Annotated in this window: 17 protein-coding genes; 10 read left to right on the forward strand and 7 right to left on the reverse strand. The window is 59.5% G+C overall.

Annotation, left to right across the window (positions count from 1 at the left end; translation table 11 throughout):
• Positions 1 to 26: 26 nt before the first annotated feature.
• The 3 genes from fosX to ASD54_RS15485 form a co-directional block, all read right to left on the reverse strand.
• On the reverse strand, positions 27 to 452 hold the full coding sequence (gene fosX / locus ASD54_RS15475) for a FosX/FosE/FosI family fosfomycin resistance hydrolase (RefSeq protein WP_062555531.1): 426 nt from the start codon (positions 450 to 452) through the stop codon (positions 27 to 29).
• A gap of 132 nt (positions 453 to 584) precedes the next feature.
• On the reverse strand, positions 585 to 3,104 hold the full coding sequence (locus ASD54_RS15480) for a hypothetical protein (RefSeq protein ID WP_062555532.1): 2,520 nt from the start codon (positions 3,102 to 3,104) through the stop codon (positions 585 to 587).
• A 60-nt stretch (positions 3,105 to 3,164) separates the two neighbouring features.
• A complete protein-coding gene (locus ASD54_RS15485) occupies positions 3,165 to 4,463 on the reverse strand; it encodes an adenylosuccinate synthase (RefSeq protein ID WP_062555533.1) in 1,299 nt (432 codons plus the stop codon).
• Positions 4,464 to 4,659: 196 nt separating this feature from the next.
• Between ASD54_RS15485 and ASD54_RS15490 the strand changes: the two genes are divergently transcribed.
• Positions 4,660 to 5,547: a DMT family transporter gene (locus tag ASD54_RS15490; RefSeq protein WP_156379283.1), complete on the forward strand. Its 888-nt coding sequence runs from the start codon at positions 4,660 to 4,662 to the stop codon at positions 5,545 to 5,547.
• A gap of 113 nt (positions 5,548 to 5,660) precedes the next feature.
• On the forward strand, positions 5,661 to 6,458 hold the full coding sequence (locus ASD54_RS15495) for a creatininase family protein (RefSeq protein WP_062555535.1): 798 nt from the start codon (positions 5,661 to 5,663) through the stop codon (positions 6,456 to 6,458).
• On the opposite strand, the gene ASD54_RS15500 is transcribed toward ASD54_RS15495, so the two are convergent.
• Positions 6,459 to 7,421 carry a LysR family transcriptional regulator gene (locus ASD54_RS15500; RefSeq protein WP_062555536.1) on the reverse strand — a complete coding sequence of 321 codons (963 nt, stop codon included), beginning with the start codon at positions 7,419 to 7,421 and terminating at the stop codon, positions 6,459 to 6,461. It lies immediately after the preceding gene.
• 194 nt (positions 7,422 to 7,615) lie between these two features.
• Here ASD54_RS15500 and ASD54_RS15505 point away from each other — a divergent pair, with 194 nt between their 5' ends.
• From ASD54_RS15505 to ASD54_RS15540, 8 genes are all read left to right on the forward strand, one after another.
• The gene (locus ASD54_RS15505; RefSeq protein WP_244484773.1) at positions 7,616 to 8,620 is read left to right on the forward strand and encodes an ABC transporter substrate-binding protein; all 1,005 of its coding nucleotides are present in this window, start codon (positions 7,616 to 7,618) and stop codon (positions 8,618 to 8,620) included.
• 292 nt (positions 8,621 to 8,912) lie between these two features.
• On the forward strand, positions 8,913 to 9,749 hold the full coding sequence (locus tag ASD54_RS15510; RefSeq protein ID WP_062555537.1) for an ABC transporter ATP-binding protein: 837 nt from the start codon (positions 8,913 to 8,915) through the stop codon (positions 9,747 to 9,749).
• Positions 9,749 to 10,567, forward strand: coding sequence for an ABC transporter permease (locus ASD54_RS15515; protein WP_062555538.1), 819 nt, complete (start codon positions 9,749 to 9,751; stop codon positions 10,565 to 10,567). The genes ASD54_RS15510 and ASD54_RS15515 overlap by 1 nt, the downstream gene beginning before the upstream one ends.
• Complete coding sequence (locus ASD54_RS15520) at positions 10,567 to 11,874, forward strand: cytosine deaminase (RefSeq protein ID WP_062555539.1); 1,308 nt, start codon at positions 10,567 to 10,569, stop codon at positions 11,872 to 11,874. Before ASD54_RS15515 ends, ASD54_RS15520 begins: the two co-directional genes overlap by 1 nt.
• Positions 11,875 to 11,879: 5 nt before the next feature.
• The gene (locus ASD54_RS15525) at positions 11,880 to 13,295 is read left to right on the forward strand and encodes an FAD-binding oxidoreductase (protein ID WP_062555540.1); all 1,416 of its coding nucleotides are present in this window, start codon (positions 11,880 to 11,882) and stop codon (positions 13,293 to 13,295) included.
• A 414-nt stretch (positions 13,296 to 13,709) separates the two neighbouring features.
• Positions 13,710 to 14,291, forward strand: coding sequence for an NAD(P)H-dependent oxidoreductase (locus ASD54_RS15530; protein WP_062555541.1), 582 nt, complete (start codon positions 13,710 to 13,712; stop codon positions 14,289 to 14,291).
• Positions 14,292 to 14,373: 82 nt separating this feature from the next.
• Positions 14,374 to 14,943 carry a transglycosylase SLT domain-containing protein gene (locus ASD54_RS15535; protein ID WP_062555542.1) on the forward strand — a complete coding sequence of 190 codons (570 nt, stop codon included), beginning with the start codon at positions 14,374 to 14,376 and terminating at the stop codon, positions 14,941 to 14,943.
• A 162-nt stretch (positions 14,944 to 15,105) separates the two neighbouring features.
• Entirely contained in the window at positions 15,106 to 16,626 is a 1,521-nt protein-coding gene (locus ASD54_RS15540) for a pyruvate kinase (protein WP_244484774.1), read from the forward strand.
• A gap of 10 nt (positions 16,627 to 16,636) precedes the next feature.
• On the opposite strand, the gene ASD54_RS15545 is transcribed toward ASD54_RS15540, so the two are convergent.
• The 3 genes from ASD54_RS15545 to ASD54_RS15555 all read right to left on the reverse strand — a co-directional run bounded on the left by ASD54_RS15545 (position 16,637) and on the right by ASD54_RS15555 (position 19,100).
• Positions 16,637 to 17,038: a RidA family protein gene (locus tag ASD54_RS15545; protein WP_062555543.1), complete on the reverse strand. Its 402-nt coding sequence runs from the start codon at positions 17,036 to 17,038 to the stop codon at positions 16,637 to 16,639.
• 56 nt (positions 17,039 to 17,094) lie between these two features.
• Positions 17,095 to 18,288, reverse strand: coding sequence for a DUF4214 domain-containing protein (locus tag ASD54_RS15550; RefSeq protein WP_062555544.1), 1,194 nt, complete (start codon positions 18,286 to 18,288; stop codon positions 17,095 to 17,097).
• 203 nt (positions 18,289 to 18,491) lie between these two features.
• The gene (locus ASD54_RS15555; RefSeq protein ID WP_062555545.1) at positions 18,492 to 19,100 is read right to left on the reverse strand and encodes an alpha/beta hydrolase; all 609 of its coding nucleotides are present in this window, start codon (positions 19,098 to 19,100) and stop codon (positions 18,492 to 18,494) included.
• Positions 19,101 to 19,118 lie beyond the last annotated feature (18 nt).

Below are 19,118 nucleotides of genomic sequence, written 5' to 3' on the forward strand. Positions count from 1 at the left end.
GGTTGATCGTCTAGATGTCTAGATGTCTAGACATCTGCCTCAGGAGCGGCGTAACGCTTCAGCCGCTCCTCAAGTGTACCGGTATGCAGTTCGAAGAGATGATTGTCGTCGTCGTAGAAATAGATCGACTGACCCTCTCCTTCCACGCGTGATCTCGGATCTTTCAATTCGAGCCCGAGATCCTCTATGGCCTTGAGGCGCTCGTCCATGTCCGACGGCTCGATCCGGAAGGCCACATGGTTGTAGCTGCGATGGGAGAGCCCCTCGCCTTCCATGATTGCGATCCAGACCGCCAAGGGCTCGGCGCCAATCAGGAAAAACCGCTCGCGCGACAGCGAGAAGCTCGTCTCGCCGCTGTCATAGACCTTTCGACCTTTCAGAACACGCGTGACGATCTTTTCCATGCGGTCGAGATCGCTAACGACGAAGGTAATGTGGCTGAGCGCTTGCATCTTCGGCTCCAATTCCGGTTGATGAAACCAGTCTGCCCGACAGAAACGTCGGCATGATGATGGTTGGGATCAAATAAAAAATCCCGGTCGCTTTTGGCAACCGGGATCTCGAAATCGGACGTATGGGGATTGTTACTGCCCCTGCTGCGGGGCCGCCGCTTGCCAGACGCGGGTGGCTTCATCGAACGCCTTGCGCCCATCATCACCCTTCTGCATCGTTAAAAGCGCGCGACGACCATTGCTGTAGATGAGGGGAACATCGATCCAGTCACGGCTTCTGATCAGATCGAGGTTACGCGCACGCGCATCCGGGAAGTCGTTCAGAGCGATCATGTGGAAGTCCGGCGTGATCTTTGCCGGTACCGCCACGAGCGGATCGCCGCGATCCTGCTCCGTCTGCTTCATGGAAATCCGCTGGACGCTGTCGATGGAGCCTCCTTCGAAGTTCGGCGGCAGCGAGAAGACGAACTCCACAAGATGGCTTGCCGGAAGAGAAGGATCCGTATTGCGCTTGAATGTGACAAGCGCCGTCAGACCACGTCCCGGAATGCTGATGCGTCCCTGGACGGCGGGCTCGGTCTTGCCATTCTCGACCGCTTCCTTCTGCAACGACCAGGAGACAGAACCTTCAACCGCGGTCGGCGAAGACTGTCCGACCCGCTCCTCATAGAGGAAGATCTTGTTGCCAGCGACAGCAACCGTATTGGCGGGCTGGCTGGATGGCGGAACGCCAGGGGCCGTTGCGCCGGCTGCAGTGTTTGGCGCAGGCGCACCATTGGCGGGTGCGGCAGTACCAGCGGGCGGCTGGGCTGAAGCGGCTGGCGGCGAAACCTGTGCAACGGATTGATTGCCCGCTGTACCGGCTGGACCGCCGGAACCGCTATCCTTTTCGGTGCCGTCCGGCATCAGACGCTGGGTGAATTTTTGCGGTTCGCCGGGCTTGGCAGCGGTGGCCGGTTGCGCCGCCGGTGTCGTGGCTGCCGTTTGTTTTGCAGGCGGGGTCTGGGCAGCAGGCGTCGCCGTCTGCGCAGGTTGACCCGCCGGTTGGCCCGTCTGTTGAACCGCAGGCGCGGCACTATCCGTGCCACCGATCAGACCGCTCAGCGCATCACGGTTGAGCCAGATGGCATAGCCACCGCCTGCAAGGATCGCCAGACCGACAACGCCGAGCAGAATGCCGACATAGTTGCGCTTGGGCTTTGGCGCGACCCGGTAAGGACGTGCAACCGGTTGAGCCATGAGCTCTTCCAGTTCCTGATTTTCAGCCAGTTGGTCCCGTGGCTTGACATCGGACGTTGTCGCGGCCCGTGCCGCCGCAACGCCCGCAGCACCGGCGGCAACGCCCGTGGCAGCCGCAGCGGCCTTGGTCTTGTCATAGCCGATCAGTTCTTCGAGGTCGTTCCAGGGATCGGCGTCGGCAGGTTCAGGCTTCGCCGTTGTCGCAGGCTCCGGCTTGGCACTGATGAACTCGGCGAAAGGATCATGCGGCTCGAGTTCCGGCCCTCTGGATTGCGATGGGGCGGGGTCCAGATCCGGAAAATCCGAGACGGGCGGCATGCGCGCGTCCGTCGCCACATGGGTCGGCTCTTCGAAATGAGCAGAGAAAAGCTCGGCGGCAGCGCTGTCGTCAAAGGTCTTGGCAGAGGGCTCAGCGGGCTGCGCATCCTTGTAATCGGCCTCGTCGGCCCAGGCATGCTCTTCCATTGGCCGGGATGCACGCACAGGAACCTCGTCCGGCGTCCAATCGACGACGGGCTCCGGCTGACTGTATTCCCCCACGACCGGCGCCGTGGACGGCGCATCGGGCCAGGCGGGTGCGACACTGACCGGGCGTTCCGGCACCGGCGCCTCGTATGCATCGACCGGCGCATCAACAGCCGCATCGGCTTCCGATGCTTCATCGGGTTGCGTGGCTTCGGTTTCCGCCTGCACCCAGGCATTGCTGTCGATGACGGCTTCGTCCGTGGCAATGGACGCCTGATCGAAATGGCCGTGATGGACGGGCGGAGCGGGACGCGCGGTCTCGACATCGTCTTCATCGGCGAAGGGATCATTGGAACGTGCATCTGGCTCCGCTTCCACGGAGACCAGCGCGTCATCGGAATGATCTGGCTGGTAGGGTTCAGAGGAAGCGTCTGCGACGGGCTGGTTCACCCATTCCGGCTCGGCCTGGCTAGCGTCCTGGCTGGCGTAGTGGCCTCCAGACACATCATAGGGCTGAACCGGAAGAGGTTCCGGCTCGGACTGCTGATGATGGTCACCATAGGCGGGCTCTGCTTCTTGCTCGTCCTGCGGCTGATGATAGGCCTCAGTCTGAGCTTCCTCGGCAGCAGCGGCCTCGGGAGGTTCCTCATAGGCCTGCACTGGCTCCGCAGGCGCTTCGGCAATGGCCTCATCCGGTTGTGCAGCAGCCAAAGATGCATCGTCATCGGGCGGCGCGGCCTCCCGATGTTCAGCTTCGACATCCCGGATGGCAGCTTCCAGCTTTTCCATCTGTCGACGCAGCATGTCTTCCGAGGGCTGCGGCTTCATGCTTTCCAGCTGTCGCTGAACCGCACCGCGCGCCTTCTCGTAAACCCGGATGCGCATCTCGGGCGTATTGTTCGCCAAGCCATCCACGGCTCGGCGAATAACTGCTACAAAATCAGCCATTGATACTTTCTCTTGCTCACCAGCATTCACGCCGAGTGAAAAGGCAGATAGCGCTGAAGATTAATCTTCAAACGGATCGGTCACAAGTATTGTGTCGTCCCGTTCCGGACTGGTTGACAGAAGTGCGACCGGTGCACCGATCAGCTCTTCCACCTGACGAACATATTTGATGGCCTGAGCCGGAAGATCCGCCCATCTGCGCGCACCAACAGTCGACTCTTTCCAGCCTTCCAGCGTAATATAAATTGGCTCCACCCGGGCCTGGGCTGCCTGGGCTGCGGGCAGATAATCGATTTCCTGACCGTCGAGCTTGTAGCCGACGCAGATCTTCAATTCATCCAGACCGTCCAGCACATCCAGCTTGGTCAGCGCGATGCCGGTAATACCGTTCGTGGCGACCGACTGGCGCACAAGCGCCGCATCGAACCAGCCACACCGACGCTTACGCCCGGTAACTGTGCCAAATTCATGACCACGCTCGCCCAGGAACTGTCCGATTTCATCGGTGAGCTCCGTCGGGAACGGACCTTCGCCAACGCGCGTCGTGTAGGCCTTGGTAATCCCGAGGATATAACCGAGCGATCCCGGACCCATGCCGGAACCGGCAGCAGCCTGACCGGCAACGGTGTTGGAAGAGGTCACGAAGGGGTACGTGCCATGGTCGATGTCGAGAAGCGAGCCCTGCGCACCTTCGAACAGAATACGCGAACCCTTGCGGCGCTCCTTGTCCAGCAGACGCCAGACCGAATCCATGAAAGGAAGAACGCGCTCCGCAATCGAAGTCAGTTCTTCCATGATGGCGGAATGTTCGACTTCCGGCGCACCGAAACCACGGCGCAGCGCATTGTGATGCGTCAGGATGCGGTCGACCTTGGCGTCGAGCGCGTCGAGATCGGCGAGATCCATGACCCGGATCGCGCGGCGACCGACCTTGTCTTCATAGGCCGGGCCGATGCCGCGGCGGGTGGTGCCGATCTTCGTGCCGCTGTTGGAGGCCGCATCTTCGCGCATGCCGTCCAGTTCGCGGTGGATGGAAAGAATAAGCGTCGCATTTTCCGCGATACGCAGGTTTTCCGGGGTCACTTCGACGCCCTGGTCCTTCAGGCGGCCCATTTCCGCAATCAGCGCATGCGGATCGACGACAACGCCATTGCCGATGACAGCCATCTTGCCCGGACGCACGACGCCAGAAGGCAGCAGCGAGAGCTTGTAGCTGACGCCATCGATAACGAGCGTATGCCCGGCATTATGGCCGCCCTGGAAGCGCACGACGATATCTGCACGTTCAGAAAGCCAGTCGACAATCTTGCCCTTGCCTTCGTCACCCCATTGCGAACCGATTACCACGACATTCGTCATTTCTGAGCTTTCCTGCTGTGCCGCGGGCCTTTCACCCGCTCAAACCGGCGCATCTATACTGTGTCATTTAGCGGAAAGCGACCCGTTTATGCGTTGATAGACCGTTTTTGCGTGACATATCACAAACTGAAAGGCTATCTCCCCTGCCAGAGGAGCGGGCAACGACGCCATGTCCGCATCCATTCGGGAGCCGGAATTGCATATCAGAGCGTATTTTTTCCTCACCATTGCAGCACTCTGTTGGGGTGGCAATGCTGTTGTCGGCAAGCTTGCCATTGGCCATGTAAGCCCGATGATGCTGACCTTGTGGCGCTGGGCCTTTGCTTGCGCCATCATTTTTGCAATCTCCATTCCGCAGTTGAAAAAGGATTGGCCCGTCGCGCGCCAGCATCTGCCGCTTCTGTTTACGCTGGGCGCCATCGGCTATACTCTCTTCAACGTGCTCCTGTACTCTGCCGTACACTACACGACGGCTATCAATGCCACGATCGAACAGGCGGCCATTCCCTTTCTGATCTTCCTGGCCAATCTGATTCTCTTTCGCATCCGCATCTCGATCGCCCAGGTGCTGGGCTTTTCGCTGACCCTTGTCGGCGTTGCCCTCACGGCTTCGCATGGCGATCTGAAAAGCCTGCTGGCGCTGGAAATGAATTTCGGCGACGTGCTGATGCTGGGCGCCATCGTTGGCTACGCCGCCTATACGATCCTGCTGCGCTGGCGCCCGCCCATTGACTGGCGCACGCTGATGGCAATCCCGGCGCTTGCTGCCCTCATCTGCACCATCCCCCTGGTCGGCTGGGAAATCTCGCGCGGCACCGCCATCTGGCCAGATGCACCCGGCTGGCTTGCTGTGCTTTACACGGCCCTCTTTGCCTCGCTGGTGGCCCAGATCTTTTATGTCCAGGGCATCGTTCATATCGGCGCCAACCGGGCGGGCCTGTTCATCAATCTCGTTCCGGTGTTCGGCACGCTGCTCTCCGTCATCATTCTGGGTGAGGAACTTGCAGCCTTTCACGTGATTGCCTTGGTGCTGGCACTCGGCGGCATCGCGATTGCCGAACGCTGGAAACCGAAGCAAACCTGACGAAGCTGGTTTCAGCGAACGCAAAAAAGCATCGAGCCGCACGGAATTTGGCGCTTTTCGTGCGCGGTGCCTTTAGCTTAAGCCATGGCTATTCGATTACGAGGAGCCGCGCCATGGCCAAGCCATTTTACTGGAATGAGTTGAACACCCGCGACTTCGCGAAGCTGGATGCGGAAAAGACAATCGCCATCCTGCCGCTGGCCTCCACCGAACAGCACGGGCCGCATCTGCCCGTTGCCACCGATGTGGCCATTGCCAACGGCATGCTGGCGGAACTGAAGAACCAGCGACCGGACGATCTCGATATTCTCGTTCTTCCCACGCAGGAAATCGGCAAGGCCAACGAACATATCTATGGTCCGGGCACGCTTTCCTACGGCGCCGACCTTCTGATCCCCATGTGGACGGCAATCGGTGAAAAGGTTTCGCAGGCAGGCGTGAAAAAACTGGTCATGGTCAATTCACATGGCGGCAATCTGGACATCATGAGCATCGTCTCGCGCGAGATGCGCGTGCGCTTCGGCATGGCCGCGGTTGCAACCCAGTGGGGTCGCTTCGGCCACCCGGAAGGCATGGTCAGCGCGCACGAGCAGGCTTTCGGCATTCATGGCGGCGACGTGGAAACATCGCTGATGCTCTACTTCCGGCCAGAGCTTGTGCATATGGAACATGCGCAGAATTTCGAATCGAAAGCCGAATGGATGAAGAGCCGATCGCGCTTCCTGCAACCCCTTCCGCCCCACTCGCTGGCGTGGATCGCCCATGACCTCAACCCGCACGGCGTGGTCGGTAATGCCGCCAATGGCACCGCCTCGAAGGGCGAAGCCATTTGCAAACATCAGGTGGCCGGCTTCATAGAGCTGCTGCAGGATCTGCAGAACTATCCGCTTTCGAACCTCTACACGCCGTGATCAATCCCGCTGCGAAACAGCACTGCCCTGCTTCGGCACATGGCCCTTTGCCTCCAGTTCCGCAACGATCTGCGTCAGCTCGGCCAGCAGAAACTCGATGAACAGGCTGGTTGCCGTATCCAGCGTGGCGCGCGAACGGGCAAACAGCTTCATCGGCTGGTGACGGCGATAGCTTTCCGTCAGCGGACGAAACACAAGCTCGCCGCGCTGGCATTCGCCAATCACATCGAGCGGGTTGAGGAATGTCAGCCCCACGCCCTTTTTCACCAGATAGCGCAGCGTCTCAGGCCCTGCTGATTCTACGACAGGCTCCACCGGAACCGGCAATGGTGCCAGAATGAGGTTGATCATGTTGCGCAGGCTCATTCCCGGCTGGGCCAGCACGAGCGGTTCCTGCACCACTTTGACGAGGTCGATCGGTCCCGCCTCCTTCGCCAGCCGATGATCAGGCGGTAGCACGACCCCGATGGGTATGTCGAAAGTCGCAATCGTTCTGAGGCCTGGTATCGCCGGAATATTGAAGCCGATGCCGATATCCACCTCACCGGCAAGAACAGGATTGGCCGTCGTCGTCGCACCGTCAATCGCCAGCTGGATGCGCACCCGCGGATGGCTTTCCACGAATTTGGCGACGATCTCCGGAAGCGGCCCCGCCGCCAGCCCGACAGTGGAGATGAGTGACACCCGCCCCGCCTGCGGCATCTTCAAACCGCGCACGCGCGTTTCCAGCTTGTCATAGGCCTTCAACACATCGCGAATATGTTCGATGCACAATTCACCGGCAGCCGTGAGTTTGAGGCCGCGCGGCAGGCGTTCGAAAATCGGCACGCCCAACTCTTCTTCCAGTGCCAGGATCTGACGATTGATGGCAGAAGAGGCGACATTCAGATGCGCCGCCGCCTTCCGAATGGAGCCACAACGGGCAATTTCGTCAATATATTGAAGCTTGCGCGAATGTAACATGAGGTCAACCTGCTGCTTAAACTTTCATCACTGCGTGGCCCTTGGGCAAACATTTGGCGAGCGATGCCGGAAAGGCATCAATCCGAGCGAATTTTGATGCTTTTCAAAGCGCAATTGCAATGGCTGAAATGCAGAAAAGGAAGTCGTTGACGGCTTACCTCACCAAAAAAGGGAACAGACGGATGGATCAGCACATGATGTCGAAAACCGGGCTTGCCGCACTGGCCATGGGATTGATGCTGGCGGGCACCGGCCCCGCGCTTGCCCTCGATGAGGTTTCCTATGGCACCAACTGGCTGGCGCAGGCAGAACACGGCGGTTTCTATCAGGCCGTAGCCGATGGCACCTACGAGAAGCACGGCCTGAAGGTGAAGATCATCCAGGGCGGTCCGAATGCTGCTAACCGCTCGCTGCTGATTGCGGGCAAGGTGGATTTCTACATGGGCGGCCCGCTGGGCGACATGGATGCCGTCAAGGAAGGCATTCCGATGATTTCGGTCGCCTCGATCTTCCAGAAGGACCCGCAGGTTCTGCTGGCGCATCCCAATGCAGGCGTGGAGAAGTTCGAGGATCTGGCCAAGCTCGATACCATTTTCATGGGCAAGGACGGCTACGTCACCTACTTTGAATGGATGAAGAAGAACTTCAAGGGCTTCAAGGAAGAGCAGTACAAGCCCTATACGTTCAACCCCGCGCCGTTCATTGCCGACAAGAAGTCTGCCCAGCAAGGCTATCTGACCTCGGAACCCTACGAGATCGAGAAACAGGCCGGTTGGGCACCGAAGGTGTTTCTGCTGGCTGACGCGGGTTACAGCCCCTACTCCACCATGATCACCACCACTCAAGGCATGATCGACAAGAAGCCGGATGTGGTGCAGCGCTTCGTCGATGCCTCCATCGAAGGCTGGTACAACTATATCTACGGCGACAACAAGAAGGCCAACGAACTGATCAAGAAGGACAATCCGGAAATGACGGATGGTCAGATCGCCTATTCCATCGCCAAGATGAAGGAATACGGCATTCTGGAATCCGGCGAGGCTCTGACCAAAGGCATCGGCTGCATGACGGATGCGCGCTACAAGCAGTTCTTCGATGAAATGGTGCAGATCAACGCTCTGCCGAAGGATCTGGATTACAAGAAGGCCTACACCACCAAGTTCGTCTGCAAGGGCGTTGGCATGGCGCTGAAGAAATAAATTCGCTGGCACATGTTACCCCCCTCTGTCCTGCCGGACATCTCCCCCTCAAGGGGGGAGATTTGCAAATGGCACCCTCTTCGCCACCCATCATCGCGAGCATCCTGAACGAAGCGATAGACTGGGAAATAGCATCCTGCGAAGACAAGGGTTTTGGTAGGAAGAGAGCAGGAGCCAAACATCGATCTCCCCCCTTGAGGGGGAGATGTCCGGCAGGACAGAGGGGGGGTGACTACACCCGTTTGTCGTCTGCAAGAATACCGAAAAACCGACCTCCTGATCGCGTGACGGAATGACAGATTTGCAATCGCCTGAAGCCTCGCCACCCAGCACTCCGCACAAGCGCCCGCTCGTGGTGATGACGAATGTCTCGAAAAGCTTCTCCAGCGGCACGCTTGCGCTGTCGGATATGTCGCTGACCGTCGCGGGCGGTGAGTTCGTCAGCCTGCTCGGCCCCTCCGGCTGCGGCAAATCCACGGCGCTACGCATCATATCCGGTCTGGGTGACGTGACGACCGGCAGCATCGACTGGCCAAGTTCCCGCATCAACGCCAAGGGCCTGCCGGAAGGCGACATCTCATTCGTGTTTCAGGAACCGACGCTGATGCCCTGGCAGACGGTGTTCGGCAATGTCTACCTTCCCTTGAGATTGCGAGGCGTTTCCAAAGCTCAGGCGAGCGATGAAATCATGGCAGCGCTGGAAACCGTGGGCCTCAAGGATTTCGCCAAGGCCTATCCGCGGGAGCTGTCCGGCGGCATGAAGATGCGCGTTTCCATCGCCCGCGCGCTCGTGACCAAGCCGAAGCTGCTGCTGATGGACGAACCCTTCGCGGCACTCGACGAGATTACGCGCCAGAAGCTGAACGATGATGTGCTGCGCCTGTGGCGGGAAACCGGCATCACCGTCATCTTCGTCACCCACTCCGTGTTCGAAAGCGCCTATCTTTCCAATCGCATCGTGGTGATGAAGGCGCGTCCGGGGCGCGTGCATGCGGATTTCCCGCTGGAAACCAGCCTCGAGCGCGGGCCGCTCTACCGCACATCGGAAGAATATCGCGCCGCCTGCGAGAAAGTCTCAGCCTCTCTTCTCGAAGCGATGGGGCCCGGTGCCGCCATGGAGATGCACTGATGAATGCCGCGTCACCCTCCCTCGCCCGCCAGCACCGCGAAACGGTCCTGCGCGTTTTGATCCCCGTCGGCGTGGTCGTGGCCTTGATCCTCATCTGGCACCTGACGGTGACGCTCTCCGGCGTGCCGCAATATATTCTGCCAAGCCCCACAGCCGTGGCCGGGGCAATGGTGAAAGACTGGGGCACGCTCGCCCCGGCGCTCTGGGTCACGACGCAGATTACGCTGGCGGCGCTCGCGCTGGCGCTGATCGGCGGGGTGGGTATCGCCGTCTTCCTCATCCAGTCGAAATGGATCGAGACGGCCTTCTATCCCATTGCCGTCATCCTTCAGGTCACGCCGATCGTCGCCATCGCGCCGCTGATCCTGATCTATGCCCCGACGACACAGGTGGCGCTGCTTGTCTGCGCCTTTCTCGTCGCCTTCTTCCCCATTCTCTCCAACATGGTGCAGGGGTTGAAGAGCGTCGATCACAACCTCCTGAACCTGTTCGATCTCTATGGCGCCTCTCGCTGGCAGACGCTGATCTATCTGAAGCTCCCGGCATCGCTTCCTTATTTCATGACCGGCCTTCGCATCGGTGGCGGCCTGTCGCTGATTTCCGCCGTGGTGGCGGAATTTGCAGCCGGTTCCGCCGGTGCCGGTTCTGGCCTCGCTTTCCGTCTTCTGGAAGCGCAGTATCGCCTGAACATTCCACGCCTGTTCGCGGCACTGATCCTCTTGTCCGTCCTTGGCGTTGTGATCTTCGGTATCACCTCTTTCATCGCCTGGCTCAGTCTTCACCGCTGGCATGAAAGCAGCCTGAAAAGAGAAAACTGATGAGCTTTTGCGAACTGCCCGACGCCCCCCATTTCGTGCTGGCCAACGCCACCCTGCCCGCCGTGACGGTGGAAGGCTTTTCTGGCCCCGCAAAAGAAGGGCTTGTGACTGCCGACCTGGTGATCGGCGATGGCAAGGTGGAAAGCGTGCTTTCCCCCGGCACAGCGCCCGCTGCCCTGCCCAGCCTCGACATGCGCGACGGCATGGTCTGGCCCTGCCTGGTGGATATGCACACGCATCTGGACAAGGGCCATATCTGGGAGCGTCGGCGCAACCCGGATGGCTCTTTCATGGGCGCGTTGGAAAATGTCGGCGCAGATCGCGCTGCCAACTGGTCAGCTGATGACGTGCGCGCCCGCATGGAGTTCTCACTGAAGACGGCCTATGCCCACGGCACGAAGCTGATCCGCACGCATCTGGACAGCATTCCGCCGCAGCACGGCATTTCCTTCGAGGTTTTTTCGGAGCTGAAGCACGACTGGAAGGACAGGATCACCCTGCAAGCCGTGGCCCTGTTGCCCCTGGAATCAGTCCTCGATGAAACCGTTTTCGGCGATATCGTTGCGGTCACCAAGCGCCACGGCGGTCTCTTGGGCGGTGCGACACGCATTCTGCCGGATTTCGAAAAGATCCTGGAAACGCTGTTTCGCGCAGCTGCCGACAACGGTCTCGACATTGATCTCCATGTGGACGAGACGGAAGACAAGCAGGTCCTGACGCTGAAGACCATTGCCGAAACAAAGCTGAAAACCGGCTTCGAGGGTGCGGTCACCGTCGGCCATTGCTGCTCGCTGGCACGACAGGATGATGATCTCGCCAAGCAAACGATAGATCTCGTGGCCAAGGCCGGACTTTCGGTCGTCTCGCTGCCCATGTGCAACATGTATCTGCAGGATCGCCATGCAGGCAGAACGCCGCGCTGGCGGGGCGTAACGCTGTTTCACGAACTGGCAGCAGCGGGCGTGAAGACTGCCGTGGCCTCCGACAACACCCGTGACCCCTTCTACGCCTATGGCGATCTGGATGGCGTGGAAGTGTTCCGCGAATCCGTACGCATTCTCCACCTCGACCATCCGCTGGATACGGCAGCGCGCGTGGTAACCACCGCCCCGGCTGACATTCTCGGAAGACCTGACATTGGCCGCATCAAGCCGGGTGGACCGGCAGACCTCATTCTGTTCAGCGCCCGTCGCTGGAGCGAGTTTCTTTCCCGTCCGCAGGCGGACCGCATCGTGATGCGGAATGGCATGGGCATCGACCGCCGCCTGCCGGATTATCGTGACCTTGACCCAATCCTGATGAAGTGAGCGCCATGGCCGATTACGCAAAGATCAAACAGGAACTGGAAGGCATCGCGGTAGAAGATAATCCGGCTCTGGTGCGCCAGAAAAGCCGCGATTTCTACTGGTACTCTCCAATCCTGAAAGAAGAGCTGGACAGCGTGACGGGTGATCTGGTGGTTTCCCCCACCACGGAAGAAGAGGTTATCCGCACGCTGAAAGTGGCCTTTGCGCATGGCGTACCGGTAACGCCACGCGGTGCAGGAACCGGCAATTATGGTCAGGCCATGCCGCTGTCCGGCGGCATCGTGCTCAACCTCATCAACATGAACAAGGTGAAGGAAATTCACCCCGGCCGCGTGATCTGCGAACCCGGCATCATCATCGCCGAACTCGACCGGCAGACGAAGGCCCATTCCGGGCAAGAGCTTCGTTTCCACCCCTCGACTGCACAGACGGCGACGATTGGCGGCTTTATCGCCGGCGGTTCCGGTGGCGTCGGCTCCATCCACTGGGGCGGTCTCCGCGATCTCGGCAACATCCTTAGACTTCGCGTCGTGACCATGGAAGCAGAGCCGCGTGTGCTGGAACTGACGGCCTGGGATCTCCAGAAGGTCAGCCATGCCTATGGCACCAATGGCATTATCACCGAGGTGGAAATGCCGCTCGCACCCGCCTATGACTGGGTGGATGTGCTGGTGGGCTATGATGATTTCATGGATGCAGTGCGCTTTGCCGATACGCTGGCCCATAAGAACGGGCTGCTGCTGAAGGAAATCGCGCCGATTGCAGCCCCTATCCCCTATGACTACTTCCCACGCCACAAGCCGTTCATCCGTCATCGCGGCCAGTCCATTGTCGTGGTGATGATTGCGCCGCATGCCATCGATGCGTTTACGGCACTGACGGAGCGTATGAAGGGCGAAATCCTCTTCCGCTCCGACAAGGTGGAAAGCATGAAGGGCATACCCCATGCTTATGAGCTTGGCTGGAACCACACGACGCTGCGCGCCCTGAAGGTCGATCCGAGCTTTACCTATCTTCAGGTCCAGTACCCAAGTCCGGATCACGTGGCGAAGGTGGGCAAGATGGTGGAAATCTTCGGCGATGAAGTTCCGGGCCATCTGGAATTCATCAAGTTCGATGGCAACATCCAGTGCGCCGGTCTGCCGCTCGTGCGCTACACCACGAAGGAACGGCTGGAAGAGATCATCAAGATCCATGAGGATCACGGCTGCCCGATCTTCAACCCGCACCGCTATACGCTGGAAGAAGGCGGCATGAAGCAGACGGACGAGGTACAGCTTGCCTTCAAGAAGGAAACCGATCCGAAGGGCCTGCTGAACCCCGGCAAGATGATTGCCTGGGAGAACCCGGATTTCGATTTCAAGGCGGGCAAGAACTACCTCTTCCCCGGCCTTCAGTCCTTTGCCGAAGCGGGGGAGTAAAACGCTCAGCATCGCGTCATAGAAGCACCCCCCTCTGCCCTGCCGGGCATCTCCCCCTCAAGGGGGGAGAGTGGCAAGGAGCGATCGCTCGTCCAGCTTGCCAACTGTCTTTGCCGCGCCCGCCCAGCCTGACGGAGAGCGGTCGGGAGCCGCAAATCGATCTCCCCCCTTGAGGGGGAGATGTCCGGCAGGACAGAGGGGGTCGTTTACAAAAGGAATTCAGGAACAAAAGATAAGCCACCGCCACCACAACACCATTCCGAAGGTACTCCCGGCCGGAGCAGATCCGGCTCATGAATATGGCGGTTTCTTTGCCTCGGCTGGGCGGCGAGGCAGGAAACCGCTGGGACAAACGGCGCGGAAGTTTTTGATCTGGCCTCCAGCAGGAGGCCGCAAGATTTGGAGCTTTGACTCATGCGCGTTCTCGTTCTGCATTCCCACCCCGTCGAGGAAAGCTTCGGCAAATCCCTGTTTCGCCTGACCTGCGACAGCCTTCGCCATGCAGGCCATGAGGTGGACGCTTGCGATCTCTATGCCGAGGGTTTCGATCCCGTGCTGAGCGCGGAGGGACGGCGGATCTATCATGATTATCCGCAGAACATGGCGGGGTTGGAAACCTATGTGGAACGCCTTCTGAAGGCGGAGGGCCTCGTCATTTGCACGCCGATCTGGAACTTCGGTTTCCCGGCCATGCTGAAGGGCTACTTCGACCGCGTCTGGCTGCCGGGTGTTTCCTTCGATCTCAAGGAAGGAAAACTGATCCCGACGCTGCGGCACATTCGCAAACTTTCCGCCGTTGTGACCTATGGCGCCACACCCATGCGTGCCTTTCTGGCAGGCAATCCGCCGAAGAAGATCGTAACCCGCGTGATGCGGGTGCAGATCAAGCCTGGCGCGCCCGTTTCCTATCTCGCCCATTATGACATGAACAATTGCACGGATGAGACGCGCGCCGCCTTCATGGCCCGCGTCAAGGCGCATATGGAAGCCTTCTGAACACGAGTTCGGGAGGGCGCAATCCGTAAAGGTTTAGTTAAAACTTAGCTGTCATGGTTCTGTCAGATCGAGAGGACCAGCGATGCGTTATGCGTTTTTCATCGCCCTTCTCTTTCTTGCTGGCTGCGGAACAGCGCCAAGCAGGATTGATAATGCGTGTGCAATCTTCAAGCAGCGCGACGGGCTCTTCAACAACTGGGCACGAGAAGCACGACATGCTTCCCGCCAATATGGCGTGCCTGTACCGGTCTTGATGGCCACGATTTACACTGAATCCAGCTTCCGGGCCTATGCACGGCCGAAGCGGACGTATCTGCTCGGATTCATTCCGTGGAGCAGGCCGTCCACAGCTTACGGCTACGCACAGGCGCTGGATGGCACTTGGGCGGTGTACAAGCGCGAAACCGGCAGCTGGGGCGCAAGCCGCAGTAATTTCGGCGATAGCATTCACTTCGTCGGCTGGTATCACAACAAGAGCAACAAGCGGAACGGCATAGCGCTCAATGATACCTATCGCCTCTATCTTGCCTATTACGCGGGACACAAAGGCTATGAGCGCGGCCAGTTCACCTCGGCCATTCGTGCAGCAGCCCAGCGCTCCGCAGGCATAGCCGAACGTTATGAGCGGCAATTGCGCGCCTGTGGTTATTGACCCTTCACGAAATCCGCAAAGCTCACGCAAAATGCTTGTTTCATAAACTTTTCTTGTGATCCGGGCGTGCGGATTTGTTTAACCGCAAGGTTGCGACGGTTGCGATCATATCCATGTCATCTGCACGGCACAGCATGAACGTGCCCAATGCGGAGAGACGATATGCCAACGATTCAGCCACAGATCCATTCTCTCGGTGACAGCAGAGCCGGTTCTACCGAGATGGCGGCGCTTTACGCCGAGCTTCTTTCCTTGCGCGAAGAGGTGGCCGAGGAAGCGGGCGCAGCGTTTACCGAGCAGTTGCAGGCTAAGGATCTGGACGCCTCCGAAACCCGGCGTACCCTGAACCTCCTGCATTATCTTGCCCTGCGCAGGCGTGATCTGCGCCCCTTGCAAAGGCGGCTGATGGTGCAGGGTCTTTCTTCGCTGGGGCGTCTGGAAGGGCGCGTTCTGCCGACGCTGGATGCCGTGCTGGCAACGCTTGCCCCTCACGCCGACACGACGACACCACACGCCAGACCGAACGAAGACACTTTCTTTTTCGGCGAAGCTGCTCTGGCGCGTGAAGCCGAGCGCCTGCTGGGTGCCGCCCCTGCCCACCGGCGCGGCCGTATTATGGTAACGCTGCCGGGCGATGCTGCGGGAAGGCCGGAATTCATCGAGGATCTGGTCCGCCGTGGCATGAACATCGCTCGTATCAACTGCGCCCATGACGATCCCGCATGCTGGCTTGCCATGGCGGGGCATGTGCGGGCGGCGGCGCAAAAATTCGGTTCGCCCGTCAAGATCCTCATGGATATCGCAGGCCCGAAGATCCGAACGGAAAAAGTGCTGCCGGAGAAGAAGCTCAAGCTGCAACTGGGCGACATGCTGCGACTGGTGGCCAATGGCGAGCCCTTTCTCGATAACGAGGTCAAGGCATCCGCGTCTGTCTCCCTGCCGGAAATCGTAACCCGCCTTTCGATCGGAGATCGGGTCCGCTACGACGATGGCAAGCTGGAAGGCACCGTGGAGGCGCTGACCCGCGGTGAGGCACTCATCCGCGTCAACCGTTGCAAGACCGGCGGAACCCGCCTGAAGCCCGAGAAGGGTCTGAACCTGCCGGATACGGTGCTGGGCCTCTCTCCCCTGACCGCCAAGGATGAAACCGACTTGGCCACCGTCGTCACCTGCGCCGACATGATCGGCTATTCCTTCGTCAGCAGGCCGGAGGACATTGATCTGCTGGAGGCAGCCCTTGAGAAACTACCGCCCCGGAAGACGCCGCTTGGGCTGGTTGCCAAGATCGAGCACCCGCAGGCGGTTCACAATCTCCCGGCGCTCATTGCCGCTGCCGCCGGCTCGCACCGCCCCTTCGGCGTCATGATTGCCCGTGGCGATCTGGCGGCGGAACTGGGTTTCGAGCGCGTGGCGGAAATGCAGGAGGAAATCCTCTGGATCTGCGAGGCAGCATCCGTTCCCACAATTTGGGCCACGCAGGTTCTGGAAGATCTGGTCAAGGACGGCCTTCCCTCCCGCGGCGAAATGACGGATGCCGCGATGGCCGCCCGTGCCGAATGCGTGATGCTGAACAAAGGGCCAGCTGTGGCCGAGGCCGTCGAACTGCTGGACTATTTGCTCGCCAAGATGGACGAGCACATGGTCAAGAAGACGCCGATGCTGCGGGCGTTGAACTCTTGGTAATTCTTGGCACTTACGGCAGTTTTGCCGCCGTGACTTCCACCTCCACCAGAAACTCCGGTCTTGTGAAGCCGCTGACGATGATCAGCGTCGAGACCGGTTTCGGATCCAGCGTGTAGCGATCGCGCACCGCCATATACGGGGCAAAATCCTCACGCTTCGTCACGAAGCCCGATATGCGGATGACATCGGCAAATGTCATGCCGGTCTCTTCCAGAATGGCCCTGATCGCCTCGAAGCACAGTTCGGCCTGCGCCGTCACATCCCGTGGTATGCTGTCATCAGGCGCAATGCCAAGCTGGCCGGATGTGACCAGCAGTGAGGCTCCCGGCGGCACCAGAAGCCCATGATTGTAGGCCCCGAAAGGCTTGCGGACCGATGGCGGGTTGAAGACCTGTTTTACGCTGTCCGGCATTCGAGGCTCCCGTGATTCTTTAAAATCATAAAGAACTTAGCACCGCCGGATGCGGATCACACGTACCAGATGCCATCCTTCACGGCTGCCGAAACGCGCGCCTGGTTTTCCGGGCTTTCCGAGAACTGGACCAGAAGATCGGCGCGGTCATTCGTGCCTGTGTCCAGGCGGGAAACCCAGAAGTTCAGGCCGCCCTGGTCGAAGGCGCGACCCAGCGTATGCTGGTATAGAAGCTCGACATATTTGGTGTTGGTAACCGTGGCCGCCGTGCCGTAGGTCTGCACGAATTCTCGCGACGCCAGAAAGTTTTCCGCGACATTCTTCAGGCGGACGCCCTTGTCCATTTCCTTGATCCAGAAGGACAGCCCGCCGGTATCCGGTGTACGCTCGAAGGCCGCCTGATACAGGCGATAGGCCGAACCGGCAATCTCCCCGGCGCCCTTGTCGAAGGCCAGCGTGCCATCGGAAAACTGAATGCGCTCGATGGAAATCAGCGTATCGGTGCCGCCGCCAAGCTTGTCGATCCTGACGGTCGATGTCGTATCGAGACGATAATCCGAGCGCTTGCCTGTATAGACGGCCGTATCCACGCCATTGCCGCCATCCATGGTGTCCGCGCCACCACTCTGGTTCAGACGGTCATTGCCGCCAAAACCCTGCAGCACATTGTTCTGGTCGTTGCCGGAGAGGATGTCGTTCCCCTCGCCGCCGGTCATGGGTCCGGTGACGACCGGCGCCCCTGCCGGGTCCGCAGCCTTGCCGAACCAGACATGCGCAACGCCCTTGTAGATGCCGACACCGATGGCGTTCCAGGTCATGGTCGACCAGGTATTCTTGTTGGTGATGACATCGTTATGCGGTGCCGAACCCTGCCAGCTTTTCAGCGCATCAGCCGGGGTCATGGTCCCGCCGTTATTAGGAATGCCCGTGCTGATTTCGTATCCGTAGAAGTCGATGCCCGTGGAAGCCTTGTAGCTCGTGTTCAAGCGCTGCGGGGCCAACCACATGTTGGTCCAGGTCGCATTGTTGTTGCTGTCGTAAGGCGCATCGCTCCAGCTGTGGCCGTTATAGCCGCCCATGTTTTCGCTTTGGTCCAGCGCATGGCGACCTGCCGTGATGGTCAATCCGACAGAGAGCGGAATGGAGGGCAGACCCAGCGTCGCCCGATAGTTCATGATGAGGTTGTAGAGCTCAAGTTCGGCAGCCGAGAGACCATCCTGAGAGCTGTCTGTATAATAATTCGTCGGCATGCCCAATCCCTCCAAATATGAAGCAATGTCATATACTTTTCGGTGGGACCACGTTAACATGTGTCAAATTTTAGGTATAGACTGCATACAGTTCATTTGTGCACGACCCGCGCCAAATTCAGCGCGTACAATCAAAAGTAATGCGGAAAAGAAATACTCTGGTGGATAGTATGAGGCGGTGACGGCACCGCCTCAAACGCCGATCAGGCTGTGTATGGCGCGAGGAACGCTTTCACCGCCTCGATTTCATTGCCGCGGATTTCATGCCCGCCCGGATGCCATTCCACCTGAACCTCTTCGCCCTGCGCGGCAAAGTAATCCGCCAGCGCCTGGGTCAGGGGAACCGGGCAGATCGGATCGTTCTCGCCTGCGGTGATCAGAACCTTGCCGCGGCCAGATCGTGGGTTGGGCTCGAACGGGATCAGCGGATGCATCAGCACGGAAGCCTCGAACAGGTCCGGCTTTTCGATCACCACGTTGGCGAGGATATTGGCACCGTTCGAGAAACCAAGCCCGATGACCGGGCCAGACTGGTAGTGCTGTTTGCAGGCGGCGACGAAGGCGGCCATCTGGACTGTCGCCCGCGCCAGATCATCCAGATCGTAGACCCCTTCCGCCTTGCGCCGGAAAAAGCGCGCCGCGCCGCGTTCTGCCACATCGCCACGGGGGGAGATCACCGTGGCATTCGGCGCCAACCGGCTGGCGAAATCGAAGAACTGGTTCTCATCGCCACCTGTACCATGGAAGACGAAAAAGATCGGCGCTCCGGTCGCACCGGGCCGCGCCCGGTGCACATAGCTTTCCATTGTCATGGTCGAAATCCTCAAGCT

Source organism: Rhizobium sp. Root149 (assembly GCF_001427345.1).
Lineage (GTDB): Bacteria > Pseudomonadota > Alphaproteobacteria > Rhizobiales > Rhizobiaceae > Neorhizobium > Neorhizobium rhizoryzae.